Below are 21,772 nucleotides of genomic sequence, written 5' to 3'. Positions count from 1 at the left end.
GAATCTTTTGGCGCGGCCTACACTACCTCAACAGGTAGTTTGGTCGTACATCGTCATTATATCACACAAAATAAAGGAACTACTATAGAAAGATTATCAGCATACTCTGAATCCAAATTCCCATTTAACACTAAATGATAAGATTGCACTAGCCTTTCCGCCCTTGTCCCCGCGTCCTTCCTGCTATGCCTTCCCCAATTTGGCCTTATGTTACCCCAGGAATTCCCGACAATATGTTCGATCGCTTACCTGGCATTCCCTTAAGCAAACGAGAAGTACGATTACTATTAATCTCTCATCTGCGTTTAACTCCCGACACAGTTTTGTGGGACATTGGCGCAGGTACAGGTACAATTCCCGTAGAAGTTGGGTTACTTTGTCCGCAGGGTAAGATCATTGCGATAGAACGAGATGAGGAAGTAGCAGGATTAATTCGTGGGAATTGCGATCGCTTCAGTGTCCCCAACGTAGATATAATCGTAGGCAGCGCACCTGAATGTCTCAAAGACTTATCAGCACCACCCAATCGAGTTTGCATTGAAGGTGGTCGTCCAATAAAAGATATTCTGTTTGAAGTTTGGCGTTACTTGCCACACCAAGGCAGAGTTGTAGTTACAGCAGGCAACTTGGAAAACCTTTATAGTGTGTCTGAAACCTTTGCTCAGTTACAAGTACGGAATATAGAAGTTGTACAATCAGCTGTCAACCGCTTGGAAACGCGAGGGAATCATCAAATATTTGCTGCTGTCGATCCGATTTTTATCCTCAGTGGCGAAAAGTTAGAGTAAAAGCAAAGTGGATTTTAGATTTTCAATCCACTCTAAAGTCTAAAATCTAGAATCTAAACTTAAAAGAATGTCTCATGTCTTGGCCTAGAATACTTAGCGGAATAGTTGCGATCGTCCTAGCTTTAGGAATGATTTTCCTGGGAGGTTGGTACTTCACCCTTTGCTTCTGCATCATTATCTGGTTAGGTCAGTTAGAATACTTTCAACTAGCTAGAGCTACCGGAATCGCCCCCGCAGCTAAAACTACGATCGCAGTTAGTCAAGGATTATTGATTATTGCTACAGTTTCTTCTACCCTAGCTGACGCAGTATTACCCGTAGCCGGAACTTTTATCTGTTTTTATCTCTTATTTCAGCCCAAGTTAGCCACTATCGCAGATATCTCTACTTCCATATTAGGACTATTTTATGGTGGTTATTTGCCTAGCTATTGGGTACGCTTACGCTCTCTTGGTCATGCAGAATGCAGTAACTTGCCTTTAGCAGGCTATTGGCCTGAAAATTGGACAAACATTAAAAATTGGCCTCAAGGACTTACTGTTACTTTACTAGCCTTTAGTTGTATTTGGGCGGCTGATATTGGCGCTTACTTCATTGGTAAATTCTTTGGCAAAACTAGCCTATCTTACATTAGCCCGAAAAAGACCGTAGAAGGAGCAGTTTTTGGCGTTAGCGCCAGTGTAGCTGTAGCTGTAGCCGGAGCTTGGTATCTTAATTGGCATTTATGGCCCATTACAGGAGTCGCTTTAGGTCTGTTAATTGGGATTGCTAGTTTGTTAGGAGACCTCACTGAATCAATGATGAAACGCGATGCAGGTGTCAAAGACTCAGGTCAACTGATACCCGGACATGGAGGTATTCTAGACCGCGCTGATAGCTACGTTTTCACTGCTCCTTTAGTTTACTATTTTGTCACTCTCCTTTTACCTCTGCTACCGAAGTGAGGCAGAAGAGTTCGAGGGACAAGGTGAGAAGGTCACAAGGGAAAATTATTTAACTCAAAACTCAAAACTCAAAACTTTCCCTAGTCACTAGTTACGGAGATGCTACCTCGACAGATTAGTTGACCATGACTTAAGGTTAGTTCGTGAATATCAACATCGGGGCCTAAGTCTATGGTTAAACTATCTAAATTAGTGGAGTTTAAGCCTAAGTTTCCTTGAATTTGGGGATTATCTAAATGTAGTTGATTGCGATCGCTTATTCTCACACCCGTACTAATTGCGATCGGAGAGTTACTATCTAGCAAAATACCTGTTAGATGAATTTGATTGCCATTAACTGTTATTTGTTGCCAATGTAGCTGTTGATTTGGAAAAGCAGGGGAATTTGTACCTACTCCTTTAAGTAACATTTGGAAAAACTCATTTAAACCACCGATCAGTAGTTCGCTTTCTAAAGAAGCATTTAAGTCATCTTCCGATAAGAGTAACTCGCCTTGGGCACGGATGGGTTCTAGCAAACGTAAAGGTTTACCTTTGATTACTTGACCCAGATTAACTCGAATATTTTCGGCAACTAATCCAATTTGTTGCAGGTGTAAACCTTGGTACAAAGCGCGACTCGTAAACAGTGTTACTTTGGGGATGTATCCAGATAAGATTTGTCGATCGCCTCCCTCAATGTGAAGTTGCAGGTCTTCTACTTGTTCCACCTGCGATCGCAGCCACAATTTTACCGCAGGTGACAACACCTTACTAATAATTCGACTGCGTTGCTGTGGCAAAGTTTCTGTACTTTCTGTCACTTTCACCTCATTTGTCGGGAGACCGAACATAAACACCACCTATGACGATACATTTATTCATGTAATATTTGTACATAGTTTACTGATTCTGGAAAAAACCAGTTAGGCAAGCAGTCAAAATTGACTATGGAAAGGCTGCAAAAGTTACTGTCACAGTGGGGTATCGCCTCCCGTCGTCACGCAGAAGAAATGATCCAAGCGGGTCGAGTGCGTGTTAACGGCGAAATTGCTCGTTTGGGACAAAAAGCTGACCCGATGAGCGATCGCATCGAAGTCAATGGTAAATTGATTAAATCCAGCAATCGTCCCGAACAGATTTACCTATTGCTCAATAAACCAGCTGGAACAGTTTCCACCTGTAGCGACCCCCAAGGACGACCCACAGTTCTCAATCTGTTACCCGCCTCACTGCAAAGCGGACAGGGAATTTATCCTGTAGGCAGATTAGATGCTGATTCCACAGGAGCCCTACTATTAACCAATGATGGAGAACTCGCCTTCCGCCTGATTCATCCCCGTCACAGCGTACCGAAAACTTACGAAGTTTGGGTGGAAGGTAAACCTCCAGAAAATATTCTGCAAAAGTGGCGCGAAGGAGTTATCCTAGAGGGCAAAAAAACCTTACCCTGTGAAATCAGGGTGTTAGAAACAGGGTATAAGGGCGATCGAGCTACGCCACACTACGGTGAATGCACTCTCTTAGAAGTGATTTTAAAAGAAGGGAGAAATCGTCAAATCCGGCGAGTAGCTGAACAATTGGGATATCCTGTAATTCAGCTACACCGCACCGCAATTGGCCCAATTCAATTACAGTTACCTCAGCAGAAGCTTTTACCAGGAGAATACAGACATTTGACAGCTAAAGAAATAAATTTTTTGCAAAGTCAGTAAATCCAGGGTAGATTTTTCTGTTATCGGTGTAGAGTTTTCTTTGATGACAACTTTGCACAAAAAAGTTAAAAATATTTTACCCAACCACCTTAGCGAGTAGATGAGCTAGTAAATGTCAAGGATCGCAGCTATGAAGACCAATAACAGGGAAAATCTAAGTTCTTATTTAGAAGAACAACGAGCTAAAAAGCTTGCAGAAATGGGTGATTACCTGCGTCACCTGCGGGAAGAACAAGCCCTTTCTTTGGATGATGTAGCGTCTATCACTAAAGTTCCTGCCCGAATGCTCAATGCCATAGAACAAGGTAAACTGGAACCGTTACCAGAACCAGTTTATATTAAGGGTTTCATCAAACGCTATGCTGATGCACTCGGTTTAAATGGTTCGGAATTTGCCAGTGTCTTTCCTACAGCGCAAGTTTTCTCGATGAAAAGGCAGTTTTGGGGAGAGTTACCAGCGGCTCAATTAAAGCCTGTTCACCTTTACCTTTTTTACATTGTCTTGATTATCTTTGCGGTAACTGGATTATCCCAAATGATCGATCGCTCTGCTCAACAAGCACTAATTCCGACAACTGAAAAACCAACCACTACTAAAAAGTCTGCTAACTCTGACCAAAATCAAACTAAAGACAATGTGGCGCTGGTCAGCATTAAAAATGCTAAAAACAGTTCCGAACCTGTCAAAATTGGTTTGAATGTTACCTCTGACTCTTGGGTGAGAGTAGTGATTGATGGCAAAAAAGAGTTTGAAGGGATGCTTCCCCAAGGAACTCAGCGCACTTGGACGGCAAAACAAGAACTAGTTTTACGGGCTGGTAATGCTGGGGGAGTCATGGTTGCTTATAATGACGAGGAAGCCAAAAAACTGGGAAATCCCGGAACAGTTAAACAAGTAGTGTTCAAAGCTAATTAATAGGGGCTAGGCGAGGAGAAGTTAAAATTTTACTCTTCAACCTTCTCCTAAAATATGCCCCTAATTTTCATCAAGCACGACCAAAAGTTTCGGTCAACTTTCTGAAGATTTCAATTTCTTTATAAGTTAAACTCCCTGGTAGATAACGCCATTCCCAGTTACCTACACCTTCACTAGGAACATTCATCCTCGCTGCACTTCCTAAACCTAGAATGTCTTGTAGGGGAATAATGGCTTGATTGGCGATCGAACTCAGAGCTAATCTAATCAAATCCCAGTGAATACCTTCGGAAGAAACGCAACAGATGTAGGCGAGTAAGCCTTGCTTTTCATGTTCGGGTAGGTTTTCGTACCAACCGACAGTTGTATTATTGTCATGGGTGCCTGTATAAACTACGCTGTTGCGATCGTAGTTGAAAGGCAAGTAAGGATTACCTGCGCCAGAACCAAAGGCAAAGTGTAAAATCTTCATGCCTGGGAATTCAAAATCATCCCGCAATTTTTCCACTTCTGGCGTAATCACCCCTAAATCTTCAGCTAAAACGGGTAATTTGCCAAATTTATCCCGGATTACTTGGAATAATGCGTCTCCTGGTGCTTTAATCCATTCGCCATTAATGGCAGTTTCTTCGCCTCTTTCCACTGCCCAGTATGCTTCAAAACCTCGGAAGTGGTCAATGCGAACAATATCAACGTAATCTAGTAAAGATTGGAAACGTTCTACCCACCATTTGAAATGGTCTTTTTGCAGAGTTTCCCAATCGTAAACGGGATTACCCCACAATTGTCCGGTTTCGCTGAAGTAATCTGGTGGTACACCTGCCATTAATGCGGGTTCTTTGCTTTCTTCGTCTAAGCAAAAGTATTCGGGGTGTGCCCAAACATCAGCGCTATCGTGGGCGACGTAAATGGGGATGTCGCCGATGATTTGGATGTTGCGATCGTTCGCAAAACGCTTAAGATCGGACCATTGACGGAAAAACTCAAATTGTAAGTATTTGTGGTAGATTATTTCACTGGCTAATTCCCGCTCTACTTTCGCTAATGTAGCAGGATCGCGTTCTGCTAATTCTGGTTCCCACTTATGCCAACTTTCTGCTTCATGTGCGTCTCGTAACGCCATAAACAAAGCATAGTCATCTAACCAATAAGCTTTACTGGTACAGAATGATTTAAATCGCTGTTGGGATTTTGGGGAAGTTTGTTGAATGAAACTTTCACAGGCTTTTTTCAGCAGGGGAGTTTTGGCTTGGATTACTGATTCAAAGTCTACTTTGTCTGCGGGAAATTGTGGTAAGTTGGCAAAGTCTTCTTCACTTAATAATCCATCATCTCGCAACCGTTCCGGGCTAATCAATAGCGGGTTCCCAGCCATCGCTGAAAAACACATATAAGGCGAGTTACCATATCCTGTGGGGCCTAATGGTAGAACTTGCCACAGTTTTTGTTTGCTTTCGGCTAAAAATTCTACAAAACGATAGGCTTCTGAGCCTAAGTCTCCAATACCAAAACGACTGGGAAGTGATGTAGGGTGTAATAAAACCCCACTGGATCTAGGAAACGGCATAATTTACCTAAAAAAGGTCAAGCATGGGCTATCTGTGAGATTATCACGGCAGAGTTGTGTTTAAACCTGACTCTCGAAAGGTTTTTTCTCTAACGTTTGGCAGAATGCTCGGTTTTGTGGTTAACTGGCTAATTATTGCCAAAATCTTATGAGTTACCGCAATCCTAGTCCTACTGTTGACATTATTATCGAGTTGATCGATCGCTCGCAACGTCCCATTATCTTAATTGAACGCAAAAATCCTCCTTTCGGTTGGGCTATTCCTGGCGGTTTTGTAGACTATGGCGAGTCTGTGGAATCTGCTGCTGTCAGGGAAGCTGAGGAAGAAACGGGTGTAAAGGTGGAGTTGGTGGAACAGTTTCATGTCTATTCTGACCCGAATCGTGACCCCCGTCAGCATACTTTAAGTGTGGTGTTTATTGCGACGGGTAAGGGTGAACCAAAAGCTGCTGATGATGCGAAAAATTTGGGGATTTTTGAGTTTTGGCAGTTGCCGGAAAATCTCTGTTTCGATCACGATCGAATTATGAAGGATTACTGGCATTATCGTTTTTATGGTTTGCGTCCCAGATTAGGGTAATTTTTGAACCACGTTCGCGTAGCGGTGCGTAGCACTTAGACACGAAGGACACGAAGAGAATTTTTTTGAATCGCAAAGGACGCAAAGAGCGCGAAGAGAAGAGGAAAGAAGAAGAAATTGGGGAATACTTGTTGATGGAGCGATCGCAAATGTTGTTTTTTAGGGTGCGATCGAATTTTGATTTATGGATGCAAAGGAACTTTTAGAAAGATACGCCCAAGGTGAACGGAATTTTCAAAGTGCAGTTTTAAGTGGGGTAGACCTAAGAGGTGCTGAGCTTAGTGATATAGACTTACAAAATGCAGATTTAAGTGGAGCAGACTTAACTGAAGCAAACTTGAGCAAAGCAAAACTATATAGGGCAAACCTCAGTAAAGCATCTCTCAATAGTGCTAATTTATCTAAAGTAGGGATATCTTCAGCGAATCTAAGTTTCGCAGATATTGGATGTGCTAACTTAAGCAATGCCACCATAGAAAGCTCTAACTTAAGCAACGCCAACTTAGATAAGGCAAATCTAAATGATGCAAATCTGTATTATGCAGATTTAAGTGGAGCTTCTCTAAATAATACAAATCTAACTGGAGCTAACTTAAGTGGAGCAAATCTTATAAATGCAGACTTATATGAAGCAGATCTCAGTAGAGCAAATCTACGTGGTGCAAAGCTCCAAAATGCAAATTTTGCTGCAACTAAACTTAGGGTTACTAATCTGGAAAGTCTTGATCTTTCCGGCTTAAACTTAACTGGAGTGGAGTTAATCGCAACAGACCTTAGCAAAGCTAATTTGACCAAAGTCTGTCTAAAGGGAGCAAACTTAGAAAGGGCTAATCTAAGTGGAGCAAATTTAATTGGAGCAGATTTAAGTGGTGCAATTTTAAAAAGGGCTGATTTAACAGGTGCAAATATGTATGGCACTAGTCTTCAAGATGCCGATTTAAGTGGTGCAAGAATGCCCGATGGTAAAGTAAACAATCAGAAGACTATTACAACAGAAAATGATAAAGTAGTTTCGCAAAAACGTACAGAAAAGCAAATGTCAGCAGATCGCAAAGTTATCTTTACAGAATCGGCACCCGCGCCAGTTGGCCCTTATAATCAAGCAATTCTTGCTAGTGGACAAATGTTGTTTGTTGCTGGACAAATTGCGATCGACCCCAGATTAGGCGATGTTGTCTACAAAGATGATGTTACCAAACAAACAGAAAGAGTTATGGCTAACATTGAAGCCATTTTAACTGCCGCAGGTGCTAAATGGTCAAATGTAGTAAAAACCTCCGTCTTCCTGGCAAACATGAATGATTTTGCCGCCATGAATGCAGTTTATTCCAAATACTTTGACGAAGCAACTGCCCCAGCACGCGCCTGTGTAGAAGTCTCCCGTTTACCCAAAGATGTCTTAGTAGAAATTGAGTGTATTGCCATGATTTAAAATTGAGACATTCTTCATCAAAATCCGCCTGGGACTCAAGTCCCAGGCGGGCTAAAACGCAGCTGCAAGATCTCAGAAGAAGTCTATTACTCATTTTTAAGTAGTGGTAGGGTGAAAATTTCGGAATATTCACCCTACCACTACCCATAAAAACAGAAAAAAGTAATTAAGACAAATAAACCTTAACTCTGATGAAGTGAAGTAAAATGGAACCTACAAACTCGCAAACTCAGGCGCTTTACAGGCTGTGTTACCGACTTACTAACGCTATTTACCCTGGATGGCAATATAAAAGTATTGAACTTATCCGAATAGATGAACGAACTGGCAATTTATATGTACTTGCAGGAAACAATTTAGAATTTGAGATAAAAAGAACTGGAGGATATGAGCCATGACAGCAGCTAACTATGATGCAATGAGTCTTGATGAGTTACGCCGATATGTTCTGAGTCATCGAGAAGATATCGATGCTTTTCATAGATATATCGATCGCTCAAAAGCAGCAGGTCGTATGATAACTATAGACTTAGAAGATAAACATTGGGAAGAAAATATAACTGACCAAATTAAGCAAAAAGACAATAGGTAATAGGTAAGAGAAATTCCCATTACCTACTACCAACTACCAATTACCAACCTACATCAAATATTCCTGAATTGCTTTCACGTCTAATTGTGCAGATTGTAACCGAGAAATGGCTGCTGCGATCGCTTTTGCACCCGCTATAGTTGTCACTACTGGTACTTTATAAGCTAATGCAGTCCGTCGCAATAAACGCGCATCTGTTTGCGCTTCTTCTCCAGATGGGGTGTTAATAATCAAATGGATTTTTTCGTTTTTAATTGCGTCTACAATGTGAGGACGACCTTCATGTACTTTTAGCACTAATTCCACACCTTGTAAACCACTGTCTTTCAATACTCTACGAGTACCATCAGTGGCGGTAATATGAAATCCTAATTCCATGAATTGTTTTACCACTGGAACTACTGCTTGTTTGTCACGATCGCTCATCGATACAAATACTGTACCTGATAATCGTAGCTTTTCTCCCGCACCTATTTCCGCTTTGGCAAAGGCTTTTCCAAAATCAGTATCTATTCCCATTACTTCGCCAGTCGATCGCATTTCTGGCCCTAATATTGTGTCTGTACCTGGGAATTTATTAAATGGTAACACAGCTTCTTTGACAGCGATATGATTGGGAATAATTTCGTGTGTCATTCCCAATTCTTGCAGGGTTTTTCCTGACATAATCAAAGATGCAAGTTTCGCTAAGGGTTTGCCAATTGCTTTGGAAACAAATGGTACGGTTCTTGATGCTCTGGGATTTGCTTCTAGAATGTAAACTTTGGGGGTGTAGCTGTATGCGTCTGCGATCGCATATTGTACGTTCATCAACCCAATTACATTCAATGCTTTGGCTAATCTGATAGTTTGATCGCGAATTGTCTGCAAAATTGCTGGTGCTAAAGATGTAGTTGGTAAGGTACAAGCAGAGTCGCCTGAGTGAATCCCTGCTTGTTCAATGTGCTCCATAATTCCGCCAATTACCACATTACCAGTAGCATCGGCGATCGCATCTACGTCTACTTCTACAGCGTTCTCTAAAAACTTGTCAATTAACACTGGTTTTTCCGGTTCAACTTGTACCGCCACTGTCATATAACGCTGTAAGTCAGCATCAGAATAAACGATTTCCATCGCCCGTCCACCTAATACGTAACTCGGACGTACTACCACTGGATAACCGATTTTTCCAGCTATAGCGATCGCTTCTGATTCCGAGCGCGCAATCCCATTTGGTGCCGTTAATAATTGCAATTTTACCACAATTTCATCGAAGCGTTCTCTATCTTCGGCAATGTCGATCGAATCAGGTGATGTTCCCCAAATTTTCGTCTCGGTGATGTTGTGTTTTGTCAGGTATTCTTGCAGTGGAACTGCTAATTTTAACGGAGTTTGTCCGCCAAATTGAATGATAATCCCTGCGGGTTTTTCGGTTTCGATGATGTTGAGAACGTCTTCTTTGGTTAGGGGTTCAAAATACAAGCGATCGCTCGTATCATAGTCAGTCGAAACTGTTTCTGGATTCGAGTTAACCATGATGGTTTCAAATCCAGCATCCCGCAAAGCATAGCTGGCATGACAACAACAATAGTCAAACTCAATCCCCTGTCCAATTCGGTTTGGCCCACCGCCCAAAATCATTACCTTCTGCCTGTTTGAATCCATTACTTCTGATTCTGGTGGCAATAAAGTAGCACTATTTTCCTCTTCTGTGGTACTGACACAACCTAATTCATAAGCTGAGTAATGATAAGGTGTGAATGCTTCAAATTCTGCGGCGCAGGTATCAACGGTTTTATATACCGGAATTACCCCTAAATCTTTGCGGTAATGGCGCACGTCGTCTTCGGTGGTTTTGGTGGCAAAGGCAATTTGGCGATCGCTAAATCCTAGCTGTTTTATCGCATACATTTGCTCTTTGCCAATCTGTTGCAAAGGTGTGCGTTTCAGGAATTTCTCAGTTTCCAATAATTCCTGCATTTTATCCAAAAACCAAGGATCGATTCCCGTCAATTCGTAAATGTCTTCTACCGACATTCCTAATTGCATGGCATGGCGAACGGTGAAAATTCTTTCCGGGTTTGGCGTGCGTAATTGGGCGCGAATTTGTTCTAAAGATGGCAGTTTTTCCTGTTTGTCGCAACCCCAACCAGCCCGCCCAGTTTCTAAACCGCGCAAAGCTTTTTGGAAGGACTCTAAAAACGTCCGTCCAATTGCCATTGTTTCCCCTACAGATTTCATTTGAGTTGTTAATACTGGCTGAGTTCCGGGGAATTTTTCAAAGGCAAACCGAGGAATTTTCGTAACTACATAATCAATGGTTGGCTCAAAGGATGCTGGCGTTTTCTTGGTAATATCATTGTTAATTTCATCCAGCGTATAACCCACCGCTAACTTAGCTGCAAATTTCGCAATTGGGAACCCAGTTGCTTTGGAAGCTAAGGCGGAAGAACGAGACACACGAGGGTTCATTTCAATGACAATTACATCTCCATTTACCGGATTTACGGCAAACTGAATGTTAGAACCTCCAGTCTCAACGCCAATTTCTCGAATGATTTTAATTGAGGCATCCCGCAAGCGTTGATATTCTTTGTCGGTGAGAGTTTGGGCGGGGGCAACGGTGATAGAATCTCCGGTGTGAATGCCCATTGGATCGAGGTTTTCAATGGAACAGATAATTACTACGTTATCTGCCAAGTCTCGCATCACTTCTAATTCGTATTCCTTCCAACCCAAAAGTGATTTTTCAATCAAAATTTGGGAAACGGGACTAGCATCAATCCCTGATTGGGCAATTTCTTCAAATTCTTCTTGGTTGTAGGCAATACCACCACCAGTTCCGCCTAATGTAAATGCTGGGCGAATAATTAAAGGATAGCTGCCAATTTGTTGCCCGATCGCTCTAGCTTGATTAAGATCGCAAGCAATCCCAGAAGGGCAAACATCTACCCCAATTTTCAGCATTGCTTCCTTGAATAATAAGCGGTCTTCCGCTTTTTCGATCGCTTCCAATTTCGCCCCAATTAATTCCACGCCATAGCGTTCTAAAACCCCATTTTTCGCTAAAGCTACAGCTAAATTTAACGCAGTTTGTCCGCCCATCGTGGGCAATAAAGCATCAGGTCTTTCTTTAGCGATTACCTTTTCTACAATTTCTGGCGTTAAAGGTTCGATGTAGGTGCGGTCTGCTGTCTCAGGATCGGTCATGATTGTAGCAGGGTTGGAATTGACCAACACCACCTCATAACCTTCACTGCGTAACGCCTTACAAGCTTGCGTCCCCGAATAATCAAATTCACTAGCTTGACCAATTACAATGGGGCCAGAACCCAACAGCAGAATCTTCTTAATGTCGTTGCGACGAGGCATAGTCTTTGCTTTATCTTAGAACTATAGAAATCCCAATCATTTTAAAGGCTTTCACTCCTTTCAGCCGGGGGATTTCATTCTAGTTTTACAAGTTTTGATGACAATTGATCCCAAATCCGGGTCAGCTATCCGATTGGTGTATGATTGGGCGATTAAAATCGCTACTACACAAACAAAGTCCGCCTGCGCGGACTAAAGAATAACGGGGGTATTTAAGCCGGATTTGGTATGACGGGGAACTGGGAAATTTTTGAGTTAGGAAGGCAGATGGTAGAAGGGAAGAATTTCTATTTTCATTAAAATTTGGTTTCCAACTAGTATAGCGGAACAGAAATGATTGAGCAGTTGAATTCTCTTATCAGCCAGCCCTAACTATCGCCTACAACTTTGCCGCGAAACACGACATAGTTGTAGATTGTATAAGATAGCAAAATTGGAATCAAAAAGCCGATAAAAGTTAGCATGAAAACCAGCGAACTGGGAGAAGCAGCTGCTTGGTAGATTGTGATAGCGGGGGGAATAATTTTCGGAAAAATAACGAACCCCAACCCAATAAACGATAGCGAGAATAATAGAAACGTCCAAATCAATGGCATCGTTTCTTCACGCTTTTTCAAGCTTTGCAATAGCAAACCAATCAATAAAATTCCGCACACAGGAATCAAGCCAAAAATATAAACCAGAGGTGTGGTAAACAGATGCGATCGCGCCTGTTCGGAAAAAACTGGAGTGCTGACAGTAATGAAAATTGCACCAGCTAAGGTTGTCCAAGTGGCGATCGTCGCAGTTTTGTAATGGGTTTCTTGCAGATGTCCAGAAGTTTTGAAAATCAGGTAAGTTGAGCCTACCAACACATAAGCCTGAATTAAGGTTAGCGCCACTACAATAGAGCGCCAGGTCAACCAATCCCAAATCCCTCCAGCGAAGTGTCCCGACTCATCCACCGTAATGCCTTCAAACACGCTACCCAGAGCGAAGCCCTGCCCCAAGGCTGCCAAAAAGCTTCCAACTCCAAAGGCTATATTCCAGATGAATTTTCGATCGGCATTTTCCCGAAATTCAAAGGAAACGGCTCGCAAAATTAAGCCCACTACCATAATCACTGCCGGAAGATACAAGGCATTCAAAATCGTGGCATAAGCTAGGGGAAATGCTCCAAATAACGATCCACCCATCAAAACTAGCCAGGTTTCATTAGCATCCCAGACGTTTCCTAAACTGGTCATCAGAATACTCCGCCGTTCCTCACTAGAAGCGGTCAAGGACAGGATGCCTACCCCCAAGTCAAATCCGTCTAACAGAACATAGAGGAACAGAAACAATCCCAGAATGAAAAACCAGACCTGGGGTAAAAAATATTGTAAGGGTTCCATCTTTGCCTCCTATTGTTGAGCTTCCGCAGGGCGTTGATCGGGTTCATGTTGCGCTGGTTCGATGCCCAGTTTGGGTTGATTCCCAAATACGGGGGCAGGCAATTCTAGATTGGGACCTTTTCGCACAATCCGACTACCAAAGTACAGCGCTGCTGTAAAAAGAACTAGATATAGACTGGTCAAACCGATCAAGGAGAACAAGACTTCACCTGGGGGTAAGTTGGAAGCAGAGTTAACTGTGCGGAGTTGCCCATAGACAATCCAGGGTTGTCGTCCAACGCAGCGGACTATCCAGCCTGTTTCAACTGCTAGATAGCCCAATGGGGCAGACCAAATCCAGGCAAGCATGAGCCATTTTTGTTGAGCGATCGCCTTGGCTGCCAATTTTCCGCGCCACCATTGTAGGACACTAACTGTCATGAGGGCGGCAAAAAATAATCCGATCGCCACCATGATTCGGAAGGAATAGTAAATTAAACCGACCATTTGCGGGCGATTTTCTGGTTGCCATTCCTTTAAGCCTTTTACGGGTTGTTCCAAGGCGGGTTTGAGTTCCAGTAGATAGCTCAACGCACCTGGGATTTTTACCTCCCAATCATTTTGCTCGGCTCGATTATTAGGCAATGCTACCAGACTCCAATCCGCAGGCTGTCCAGCTGGAATCGTCTCCCACTGTGCTTCCATAGCCGCCAGTTTAGTAGGCTGATAGTGATAAACCTGTTCTGCGCTTAAATGTCCCACGAAAATTTGTAGGGGAGCAACCAGAATCAGTGCAGTCAAAATAACTTTCAGTGACTTAGAAAAGAATTCGGGATGACGTTGATTTAAGATATACCAGGCACTAATGCCACCGATTACGAATAGTGAAGTCTCCAAAGTAGCGAAAAACATATGGAGAAAACTATTGATCATGAATGGATTAGCGATCGCCCCAAAGTAGTCCTGAACCACAAACTTACCATTGACAAATGCTCCACCTGCGGGAGTTTGTAACCAAGAATTTGCTGACAAAATCCAAAAGGTCGATAAATTAGCACCAAATGCTACCAAGATAGTGGAAATCAGGTGAATGACGGGTGGCACTCGTTCCCAGCCAAACAGCATAATGCCAAGGAAACTTGCCTCCAACATGAATGCCATTGTGCCTTCAAATCCTAAAACAGTGCCAAAAAAATCACCAACTGCTTCCGAAAATGGTGCCCAATTTAAACCGAACTGGAATGCCATTGGTAGCCCGGAAGCCACCCCAATCCCAAAGTTAAGGACATAGAGCTTCGACCAGAAACGAGCATGATGATAATAATCTAAGTTGCGAGTCTTTAACCACAACCCCTCAATAATTACTAGGTAAATACCCATCCCTGTGGTCAATACAGGCCACAGCATATGAAAGATTGCTGTCAGCGCAAATTGAATTCGTGACAGTGCAACGGTATTGGAAAGCAAATCAATCATTGCAATTCAATTAAATCTCAATGTAGATATCTCAGTTGATATTTTAAGCGATTTAGCTTGACCCAAAGCAAGTGACGGCACGTCAAACCTCGATAATTTAAATTTGCTTTGGCAGTGTTGCCCCTGATTTAAGGAGAACGGCATGATAATTAAACTTTTGTTTAAATTTGATGTTATAATTTAAAAATTAGGTATTTGTAGCTTCAAGGTTTTTTATGCTTACTTTAGATACCTTTATCTCTGATGAGCTTTTGTTTGCTAACCCTCATACTTTGGTTGCAAATAAAATTCCCTCACTGGCTAGTTTTGAGGGTATAACTTCTCCCCAAGCAGTTTGGGAAATACAGAAACACGATCGCATTTCCGGTCTACACAAACGCATCTTGCCTTTAGATTTTACCAAGGTTTGGGAATATTGGTGGTGTATTCCAGGCAGAATTCTCCTCCCGGAAGATATGGAAGTTCTCCGAAGCGATCGATCCAGAATAGAAACTATTTTAGGACAGCTGGTTTGGTTATTAGGCGGACATTGCTTAGGTGTAAATAGTTACTTTGATGGCAGAAATCAACCGCTTTATGATTGGCAAGAAGTTTTACAATTTGTTGACAAATCGGGGCTAAGTGCTGATGTTATAGATATTGACTTTTTCCCGACAACTTTGCAAACAAATAATAAGCCGATCGTAGGCATCCCTTCAGAAGAATTTTCTCACTACGTCGCCATTGAACCTGCACATTTACATCTTGAGTTTTTCAAATTGCAAGCCATAGATGGCGGATTTAAGCTGCAAGAACCAAAACCTTTGTGTAGCTGTCAAATTTGGACTGGTAAACCATTACTCAAAAGTATGAAAACTGGGGAAAGTTTTACTCGGTATGATTTGTGTATTTCCACTCCTTATGATACAATAGGTATTCCTCCAGCAATATGTCTGTAGAAAGTTAAATTCTTTCTTAGCAAAAGGCAGAGTGATATTTAGCTGACTTGCGCGATCGAGTAGCCATTTTTCCGATCGACCTACAAAAATAAATTGGTCAACTGAATGTTGCATCTAATTCCATGCAAAAAAATGATGACATCGAATAACCCAAAAAAAGTTAACACTTTGGGCGACTGGGCTTATATTGCCGTAGAGAAACACTTCAACAAAACCATTAAATACGAAGAAGAAGTCCTCAAAGATAAAGACCCAGAAGCCTTACACCAAATGCGAGTGGGAATGCGTCGCCTCAGAACAGCAGCCACAGGTTTTGCACCTGCCTTAGATTTACCACCAGCAGCCCAAGAAAGACAAGTTGGGAAAATTGCTCGCACTTTAGGTGAATTGCGGGACTTAGATGTACTCAAAGAAGCCCTAGAAAATAAATACCGTCCCGCTTTACCAAAGTCAGAACAAAAAGTTACTGACACAGCATTAGATTATCTGGCAACCAAACGCAGCGACACTTTTAAACTGGTAAAAAGGACTTTAGAAGGAAAGTCAAATTATCAAAAACTAAAGCAAGCTTTTCAAGATTGGTTTAAAGAACCAAAATATCAACTAACCGCTCAATTACCAATCTTAGAAGTATTACCTGATTTACTGTTACCAGAAATTAGCGAATTTTTATTGCACCCAGGCTGGTTAGTGGGAATTGAAACTAACGAAACCGCAATTAAACCAAAGGCAAATTTAAGTATTCAGGAGGTAGAAGAACAGTTAAATCAACAAGGGGAAATGCTGCATGACTTACGCAAACAAGCCAAACGAGTGCGCTACCAAATGGAATTATTTACTAACTTTTACGGTGAAACTTTTGCAGCTTACTGTCAAGATGTCAAGAAAGTTCAAGAAGTGTTAGGAAATATCCAAGATAGCATGGTTTTAGGAGAATTTCTCACGGAAGCTTTGCAAATAGAAAAAGAAAAATTACCTGAAACTTTGAGTAAGGAACTAGCAGAAAGTCGCTACCAAGCATGGCAAGAATGGCAAGTTTTACAAGCGCGATATCTAAATTCTCAAGTTCGTCAAGGTTTCCATAAAGAACTGTTACAACCTCAAGGTTTACCAGATTAATCTAACAAGTCAGATTCCTGACTTCTTCGAGAAGTCGGGGATCTGACTCTAAAATTCTTGAAAATTAATTTGATTTCGCCCTAAAGTTTTAGCTTGAGAAAGAGCTTCCTTAGCTTTACGGAACAAGCTATCTGAGTTAATATTGCTCTGAGGAATAGTGCTGGCGACTCCTAAACTGACTGTTAATACAGGAGCCGGAAGCCCACCAATTTTAGGATCGTGGTTAATAGCTAAACTTTTGACTTTTTCCCGAATTCTTTCAGCAACTTCACAGGCAATATTAGCATTAGCATTGGGCAAAATAATCCCAAATTCATCTTCTTGATAACGAGCAACAACATCATGAGATTTTCTCACTAATTGACGCAATACCTCTGCTATTTGGCGTAAACAATTATCTCCGGCTTCAGAACCTTGGGTTTTATTGTAGATTTTGAAAAAGTCAATATCGCATAAGATTAGAGACAAAGGCGAAGTTTCTTTAGCTAATTTTTGCCACTGTTGTTCTAGATATTGTTCAAAGTAACGCCGATTAGCGAGTTGGGTAAAATCATCTATGTCTCGTAGTCGGCGTAACTCTAGGTTTTCTTTTTCTAACTGAGTAAAATTTTCAGTTAGAGAGTCATTTGTAACAATTTCTTCTTGGCTAGGTAAGAGTTTTCTGCCAAAATAAAGGCGATACAGTTCGCAGCTGGGAACTACGCGATCGCCATCCATATTCACTAACCCCATACTCTCCAATTTATAAGCCAGTTCTGGATCTAACTTCACAGGTTCTTCACTCTTAATTACCTGTTGCAAAGCTACTTCTAATTCCGGTTCTGCTTGCACTGTCGCTAGAGTATAGCGGAGATATTCTTCATAAATTCCCGATTCAGTCGCCGCCTGTTGCAATAATTCTTTGAATGCCACATCTTGGCGATATAAGTGATAGAAAGCTAATTGTAATAGATAGGGATGTCCTCCTAACAAAGTCATCAATCTTTTGGTTTTTAACTGATCCGTCCAATCTAAGTCATAACGTAATGCTAATTCCTGAACTTGTTCGGGAGTGAAAGGTGGTAATTTTAGAGGTAAGCCAATATTAAATGGCGATTGATTTAGCTTAATTGGCACATAAATTTCTGTAGAGTAAACTACTACAAAACGTAGCTTTTGCCAAACTTCAGTATATTTCCCTTGTTCGTGCCAATAGCGCAGTAAAGGCAGAAATTCTTGAGCAATTTCTGGATATTCAAAAATCCGGTTAACTTCATTTAAAACTAAAAGTAAGGGAGTTTGAATTTGTTCTAATAAATAAGACTGCCAATAAACAGTGCAACTTACCTTACTACCTATCTCCTCATTCCAATAATTATCTAATTTTGATTCTAACTCTAACTCTAAACAGAGATTAGCACTAAACCAACGCAAAAACTTATCGATATGCTCAAAAACTGCTCTGTCGGCTTGCCGAAAATCTATACTAACAGTGCAATAATTTAAGCTATCTGCATGAGCTACAACACGCAACACCAAAGAACTTTTTCCCATCTTTCGGGGAGCTTTAATTCTTACTAAACTTCCTGGTTTAGTAATTTCTTCATAAATAAGTTCTTCTACTGGTGGTCGGGGAATGTAAAATTTAGAATTGATGGCTAGAGGCGCACCTGGAAATTCTAGGGATGAAGAGTTAGTAGAATAACTAAAATCTCTAATTAATTGTTGCTGAGTTTTGGTTAGTTTACGGGGTTCTACTGTAGCACGAAAGTTATATTTTGTAATTGTCTCTCCCAAAAATTCACTGAGCAATACCCATAATTCGGAAGCAGTCTTTCGCAGATACTCATCTACATAATTGCCCTCTGCTGCCATCCGTGCATAAGTTTTTCCCTCCCAAGCTTGATGCAATACCCATTCTTGCAGCGATGTCAAGGGTTTTTTCTGAGTAGCATTTAACAATTGTACTAATTCATATATAGTCATTGTAAAAACAGATTTAAATACAACTTGCGCCCTGGTTAATCACTTATTATCATAACTATCTTTAATAAATAGTCTAAAAAAAGAAAACTGTTTGTGGGGGAAGGGAACACAGAACATACAATTTTTAGTAAACTTACTTTGGGTTAAAAAGAGATTGATTTTATATTAAGCTTGTATTATAACCTTGAAATTACACATTCGATCGAGAAAATTTTACAGAATCTCACTAACTTGGGCCAGGAAATTCCTTGTAATTTTCAGTAATCAATTATACAGTTGTTATTTAACAGTCTCAATAAAAGTTAATTTAGTTAGTTTTTGTCAAGAGAACGATTGTTAGCTTCTAAATTTTGGCGTAATTTACTGCTCAGTGCATCGATCGCTGTCACCACCACTAATAGCACTAACATCATCGTCGTAGCTTTATTGTACTCAAAACCTTTAATATAATTAACCAATTCAAACCCAATACCTCCAGCCCCTACCACTCCCAAAACAGAGGCGGCGCGAATATTGTACTCAAACATATACAGAGTGTAGCCTAAGCCCAAAGGCAGGACTTGAGGCAGAATGCCATATTGTGCTATTTGTAACCAAGAAGCGCCGCAAACCTGCAACGATTCTATAGAACGCCGATCGACTGATTCAATAGCTTCTTGATAAAATTTTGCAAGATAACCAATCGTGTAGATACCGAGAGCTAAGGTTCCCGCAGGTGCGCCGAGTCCGGTTGCTGCAACAAACAGTAATCCTAAAACAATTGAGGGAACAGAACGCACTAGGTTTTGTAAGAAATTGGCGCATAATTGTAGCCAGCGAGGGGCTAAATTTCGCGCCGAAAGGACTGCTAAAGGTAAAGAAAGAATTGCGCCGATCGTAGTTCCCCAAATTGACATTTGAATTGTCTCTATTAAGCGGACAATGGCAATGTCTAAAATTGATAAATCAGGAGGCCACAAACGGGTGATAAAATCTACTATGTAAGGCCAGCTATCTTTGAGAAGTTTTAAGTCAATTTGTAAGCCTTGTAATGCCCAAGTATAAACGGCAATCACAGCTAATAAAATTAATAGCTGTTTTACCGATTTAAAGAATAAAGGATGTTTAAATTTGAGGGTTTTAAATGTTTTTATCATTGGGTTGCTTTCAATTTTAAACAGCTTGGAGAATTTGTGGTAAGTTTTGGCATTTGCCATCATAAATAATGCGTCCGGCTTCTAAGACGATCGCTCTTTGAGCATAAGCAGCAGCTAATGCTAAATCATGCAATACTACCACAATTGTGATCCCCTGTTCCGAATTTAATTGAGCTAAGGTTTCCATTACTTGTTTAGCTGCTAGAATATCTAAACCTGTAGTTGGTTCGTCAGCCAATAGTATTTTAGGATTTTGAATTAAAGCTCTAGCAATGGCAACTCTTTGTTGTTGTCCGCCACTTAAATAAGCGGTTGTTTGATAAGCTTGTTCTTTTAATCCTAAACGATCCAAAAGTTCTAAGGCTAAACGGCGATCGTGTTTTGGAAACCCCCACAAACTTTGCCAAGCAGATAAACTCCCCAACCGCCCACAAAGCACATTTTCAATTGCTGTTAACTGGTGGATCAAACCTCCACCCTGAAACAACATTGCTACCTCAGAACAATGTTTTTGCTCTTGATTTTGTACTAAGCCATTAACTTTAATTACACCACTTTTCAAAGGAACTAAACCTACTATAGAACGCAGTAAAGTAGACTTTCCCGCCCCATTTAATCCTAATAAAGCAACAAATTCTCCCTGTTGAATTTTGCAACTAATCCCGTTTAAAATCGGACGATTCAGATTGGCACTATAGGGAGTTTTTATTTTCTCACATTCGATCGTCATCGGTAGTTGGTAGTTGATAGTTGGTAGTTGGTAGTTGGTAGTTAGTAGTCGGTAGTTGATCATTGGTCAAAATTTAGCTTTCACAAATGACCAATGACAAATAACTAATGACAAAATTATGGTTCAATTCCGGCGCGTTCCAGTGCTTCACGCATAGGTTGTAAATGAGTGGTGCTGTTAACTTTTACAAAACTTGTCGAATTGTACAAACCTCTCAACAATTGATTATTTTCTGGCTTATTCATTTCCATCAAAGCGTTGATGATTTTATCGCGCATAGCTGGAGGAACGCTATCATCAATTGCCACACCATGAGCAGGTACACCTGAAATAGAATAAAGTATCCGTAAACGACTTGCTTCTTCGGGTGTGATATAAGGTGCGCCAAGGGTGTATTCGGAAACTGCTGCTACATCTGCTTGTCCCCGTAAAACGGCTTGTAATGCTCCACTATAACCGTTTCCGTAGCTAACTTGGCTAAAGAAACCGTTAAGACGATCGCGATTTGGAACTAAATTTAACTTAACTAATTCTCCCACAGGAAAAATAAATCCGCTACCGGAAGTTGGAGAAGTGAAAGCGATTTTTTTACCTTGCAATTGTTTAAGAGTATCAGGAGAATTGCCGCTGCGTAAAGCGCTATCTTTAGGAACTACAAATATCGATCGGTAAGTGTGTCCACCAGAATAATTCGGACGTACTTCAGCTAAATACAATTTTGCATTTGCTAATTGTTCAGCTTTAATTGCAGGACGACTGCTCAAAAAAGCTACTTCGGCGCGATTTGCTCGTAAAGCTTCTACAGCAGCAGTGTCATCAGCTACTAACGCTTCTACAGGCATACCCACTTTTGGGGAGAGAAATTGAGCGACAGCATTAGCTTTTCTCTGTAAATCAGCGCTATCACCACGAGCGGGGAAAGCAATTCTAATCTTGGTCAGAGATGCTTGAGCAACTGTATTTTCTAACTTCTTAGGCACATTTGGTGCTTCTGCCCAAGACTTTTTCCCCATTGTATTTAGAGTCAAACTAGTTAGTGCTAACGCTACTACACTCACACCAAGTACAAATTTTTTTGTCACATCCATGACTAACCCTACGATGAAAACTAAGTTTTTAGACAGCGTTTTTATTATACGGATTAATTGAGATAAATTTTCACTTAGTTAGCTAATTATTGACAGATAGA

Annotated in this window: 20 protein-coding genes; 11 read left to right on the top strand and 9 right to left on the bottom strand. The window is 41.1% G+C overall.

Going from position 1 to position 21,772, the window contains the following annotated elements:
- The first annotated feature begins 185 nt into the window (after positions 1-185).
- Both cbiT and ACE1CA_RS09435 read left to right on the top strand, forming a co-directional pair.
- Positions 186-788: a precorrin-6Y C5,15-methyltransferase subunit CbiT gene (cbiT, locus tag ACE1CA_RS09440; protein ID WP_413276632.1), complete on the top strand. Its 603-nt coding sequence runs from the start codon at positions 186-188 to the stop codon at positions 786-788.
- Between the two features lie 74 nt (positions 789-862).
- Complete coding sequence (locus ACE1CA_RS09435) at positions 863-1,732, top strand: phosphatidate cytidylyltransferase (RefSeq protein WP_413276631.1); 870 nt, start codon at positions 863-865, stop codon at positions 1,730-1,732.
- A gap of 80 nt (positions 1,733-1,812) precedes the next feature.
- On the opposite strand, the gene ACE1CA_RS09430 is transcribed toward ACE1CA_RS09435, so the two are convergent.
- Positions 1,813-2,565 carry an LmeA family phospholipid-binding protein gene (locus ACE1CA_RS09430; protein WP_413276630.1) on the bottom strand — a complete coding sequence of 251 codons (753 nt, stop codon included), beginning with the start codon at positions 2,563-2,565 and terminating at the stop codon, positions 1,813-1,815.
- 96 nt (positions 2,566-2,661) lie between these two features.
- Between ACE1CA_RS09430 and ACE1CA_RS09425 the strand changes: the two genes are divergently transcribed.
- Positions 2,662-3,426 carry a pseudouridine synthase gene (locus ACE1CA_RS09425; RefSeq protein ID WP_413276629.1) on the top strand — a complete coding sequence of 255 codons (765 nt, stop codon included), beginning with the start codon at positions 2,662-2,664 and terminating at the stop codon, positions 3,424-3,426.
- 130 nt (positions 3,427-3,556) lie between these two features.
- The gene (locus ACE1CA_RS09420; protein WP_413276628.1) at positions 3,557-4,342 is read left to right on the top strand and encodes a helix-turn-helix domain-containing protein; all 786 of its coding nucleotides are present in this window, start codon (positions 3,557-3,559) and stop codon (positions 4,340-4,342) included.
- A 70-nt stretch (positions 4,343-4,412) separates the two neighbouring features.
- Here the strand turns inward: ACE1CA_RS09420 and malQ are convergent, their stop codons facing one another.
- A complete protein-coding gene (gene malQ / locus ACE1CA_RS09415; protein ID WP_413276627.1) occupies positions 4,413-5,909 on the bottom strand; it encodes a 4-alpha-glucanotransferase in 1,497 nt (498 codons plus the stop codon).
- Between the two features lie 148 nt (positions 5,910-6,057).
- Here malQ and ACE1CA_RS09410 point away from each other — a divergent pair, with 148 nt between their 5' ends.
- The 5 genes from ACE1CA_RS09410 to ACE1CA_RS09390 all read left to right on the top strand — a co-directional run bounded on the left by ACE1CA_RS09410 (position 6,058) and on the right by ACE1CA_RS09390 (position 8,513).
- On the top strand, positions 6,058-6,489 hold the full coding sequence (locus ACE1CA_RS09410; protein WP_413276626.1) for an NUDIX domain-containing protein: 432 nt from the start codon (positions 6,058-6,060) through the stop codon (positions 6,487-6,489).
- A 65-nt stretch (positions 6,490-6,554) separates the two neighbouring features.
- Positions 6,555-6,695: a hypothetical protein gene (locus tag ACE1CA_RS09405; RefSeq protein WP_413276625.1), complete on the top strand. Its 141-nt coding sequence runs from the start codon at positions 6,555-6,557 to the stop codon at positions 6,693-6,695.
- Entirely contained in the window at positions 6,674-7,921 is a 1,248-nt protein-coding gene (locus tag ACE1CA_RS09400; RefSeq protein ID WP_413276624.1) for a Rid family detoxifying hydrolase, read from the top strand. Before ACE1CA_RS09405 ends, ACE1CA_RS09400 begins: the two co-directional genes overlap by 22 nt.
- Before the next feature lie 206 nt (positions 7,922-8,127).
- The gene (locus tag ACE1CA_RS09395) at positions 8,128-8,319 is read left to right on the top strand and encodes a DUF6888 family protein (protein ID WP_413276623.1); all 192 of its coding nucleotides are present in this window, start codon (positions 8,128-8,130) and stop codon (positions 8,317-8,319) included.
- Positions 8,316-8,513, top strand: a complete 198-nt coding sequence (locus ACE1CA_RS09390; protein ID WP_413276622.1) for a DUF6887 family protein — start codon at positions 8,316-8,318, stop codon at positions 8,511-8,513. The genes ACE1CA_RS09395 and ACE1CA_RS09390 overlap by 4 nt, the downstream gene beginning before the upstream one ends.
- A 48-nt stretch (positions 8,514-8,561) precedes the next feature.
- On the opposite strand, the gene carB is transcribed toward ACE1CA_RS09390, so the two are convergent.
- The 3 genes from carB to ACE1CA_RS09375 form a co-directional block, all read right to left on the bottom strand.
- Positions 8,562-11,867, bottom strand: coding sequence for a carbamoyl-phosphate synthase large subunit (gene carB / locus ACE1CA_RS09385; RefSeq protein WP_413276621.1), 3,306 nt, complete (start codon positions 11,865-11,867; stop codon positions 8,562-8,564).
- A gap of 368 nt (positions 11,868-12,235) precedes the next feature.
- Complete coding sequence (gene cydB / locus ACE1CA_RS09380) at positions 12,236-13,240, bottom strand: cytochrome d ubiquinol oxidase subunit II (protein ID WP_413276620.1); 1,005 nt, start codon at positions 13,238-13,240, stop codon at positions 12,236-12,238.
- Between the two features lie 9 nt (positions 13,241-13,249).
- A complete protein-coding gene (locus ACE1CA_RS09375) occupies positions 13,250-14,692 on the bottom strand; it encodes a cytochrome ubiquinol oxidase subunit I (protein WP_413276647.1) in 1,443 nt (480 codons plus the stop codon).
- Between the two features lie 218 nt (positions 14,693-14,910).
- On the opposite strand from ACE1CA_RS09375, the gene ACE1CA_RS09370 reads away from it, so the two are divergent.
- Together ACE1CA_RS09370 and ACE1CA_RS09365 are read left to right on the top strand one after the other, a co-directional pair.
- Positions 14,911-15,633 carry a hypothetical protein gene (locus ACE1CA_RS09370; protein WP_413276619.1) on the top strand — a complete coding sequence of 241 codons (723 nt, stop codon included), beginning with the start codon at positions 14,911-14,913 and terminating at the stop codon, positions 15,631-15,633.
- Positions 15,634-15,765: 132 nt separating this feature from the next.
- Positions 15,766-16,752, top strand: a complete 987-nt coding sequence (locus ACE1CA_RS09365) for a CHAD domain-containing protein (RefSeq protein WP_413276618.1) — start codon at positions 15,766-15,768, stop codon at positions 16,750-16,752.
- 48 nt (positions 16,753-16,800) lie between these two features.
- Here the strand turns inward: ACE1CA_RS09365 and ACE1CA_RS09360 are convergent, their stop codons facing one another.
- The 4 genes from ACE1CA_RS09360 to ACE1CA_RS09345 form a co-directional block, all read right to left on the bottom strand.
- Positions 16,801-18,717, bottom strand: a complete 1,917-nt coding sequence (locus tag ACE1CA_RS09360) for an AAA-like domain-containing protein (protein ID WP_413276617.1) — start codon at positions 18,715-18,717, stop codon at positions 16,801-16,803.
- 311 nt (positions 18,718-19,028) lie between these two features.
- Positions 19,029-19,853: a phosphonate ABC transporter, permease protein PhnE gene (gene phnE / locus ACE1CA_RS09355; protein ID WP_413276616.1), complete on the bottom strand. Its 825-nt coding sequence runs from the start codon at positions 19,851-19,853 to the stop codon at positions 19,029-19,031.
- 16 nt (positions 19,854-19,869) lie between these two features.
- Positions 19,870-20,583, bottom strand: coding sequence for a phosphonate ABC transporter ATP-binding protein (locus ACE1CA_RS09350; protein WP_459563575.1), 714 nt, complete (start codon positions 20,581-20,583; stop codon positions 19,870-19,872).
- Between the two features lie 116 nt (positions 20,584-20,699).
- On the bottom strand, positions 20,700-21,671 hold the full coding sequence (locus ACE1CA_RS09345; RefSeq protein WP_413276614.1) for a phosphate/phosphite/phosphonate ABC transporter substrate-binding protein: 972 nt from the start codon (positions 21,669-21,671) through the stop codon (positions 20,700-20,702).
- Positions 21,672-21,772 lie beyond the last annotated feature (101 nt).

The organism is Floridaenema evergladense BLCC-F167 (assembly GCF_041929205.2).
Classification (GTDB): domain Bacteria; phylum Cyanobacteriota; class Cyanobacteriia; order Cyanobacteriales; family Aerosakkonemataceae; genus Floridanema; species Floridanema evergladense.
This window is presented reverse-complemented; position numbering and strand designations above follow the sequence as displayed.

Bases quoted from the DNA above. Each gene is read 5' to 3' on its own strand.
- cbiT (WP_413276632.1), top strand. From the start codon at position 186: ATGCCTTCCCCAATTTGGCCTTATGTTACCCCAGGAATTCCCGACAAT.
- ACE1CA_RS09435 (WP_413276631.1), top strand. From the start codon at position 863: ATGTCTTGGCCTAGAATACTTAGCGGAATAGTTGCGATCGTCCTAGCT.
- ACE1CA_RS09430 (WP_413276630.1), bottom strand. From the start codon at position 2,565: ATGTTCGGTCTCCCGACAAATGAGGTGAAAGTGACAGAAAGTACAGAA.
- ACE1CA_RS09425 (WP_413276629.1), top strand. From the start codon at position 2,662: ATGGAAAGGCTGCAAAAGTTACTGTCACAGTGGGGTATCGCCTCCCGT.
- ACE1CA_RS09420 (WP_413276628.1), top strand. From the start codon at position 3,557: ATGAAGACCAATAACAGGGAAAATCTAAGTTCTTATTTAGAAGAACAA.
- malQ (WP_413276627.1), bottom strand. From the start codon at position 5,909: ATGCCGTTTCCTAGATCCAGTGGGGTTTTATTACACCCTACATCACTT.
- ACE1CA_RS09410 (WP_413276626.1), top strand. From the start codon at position 6,058: ATGAGTTACCGCAATCCTAGTCCTACTGTTGACATTATTATCGAGTTG.
- ACE1CA_RS09400 (WP_413276624.1), top strand. From the start codon at position 6,674: ATGGATGCAAAGGAACTTTTAGAAAGATACGCCCAAGGTGAACGGAAT.
- ACE1CA_RS09395 (WP_413276623.1), top strand. From the start codon at position 8,128: ATGGAACCTACAAACTCGCAAACTCAGGCGCTTTACAGGCTGTGTTAC.
- ACE1CA_RS09390 (WP_413276622.1), top strand. From the start codon at position 8,316: ATGACAGCAGCTAACTATGATGCAATGAGTCTTGATGAGTTACGCCGA.
- carB (WP_413276621.1), bottom strand. From the start codon at position 11,867: ATGCCTCGTCGCAACGACATTAAGAAGATTCTGCTGTTGGGTTCTGGC.
- cydB (WP_413276620.1), bottom strand. From the start codon at position 13,240: ATGGAACCCTTACAATATTTTTTACCCCAGGTCTGGTTTTTCATTCTG.
- ACE1CA_RS09370 (WP_413276619.1), top strand. From the start codon at position 14,911: ATGCTTACTTTAGATACCTTTATCTCTGATGAGCTTTTGTTTGCTAAC.
- ACE1CA_RS09365 (WP_413276618.1), top strand. From the start codon at position 15,766: ATGATGACATCGAATAACCCAAAAAAAGTTAACACTTTGGGCGACTGG.
- ACE1CA_RS09360 (WP_413276617.1), bottom strand. From the start codon at position 18,717: ATGACTATATATGAATTAGTACAATTGTTAAATGCTACTCAGAAAAAA.
- phnE (WP_413276616.1), bottom strand. From the start codon at position 19,853: ATGATAAAAACATTTAAAACCCTCAAATTTAAACATCCTTTATTCTTT.
- ACE1CA_RS09350 (WP_459563575.1), bottom strand. From the start codon at position 20,583: ATGACGATCGAATGTGAGAAAATAAAAACTCCCTATAGTGCCAATCTG.
- ACE1CA_RS09345 (WP_413276614.1), bottom strand. From the start codon at position 21,671: ATGGATGTGACAAAAAAATTTGTACTTGGTGTGAGTGTAGTAGCGTTA.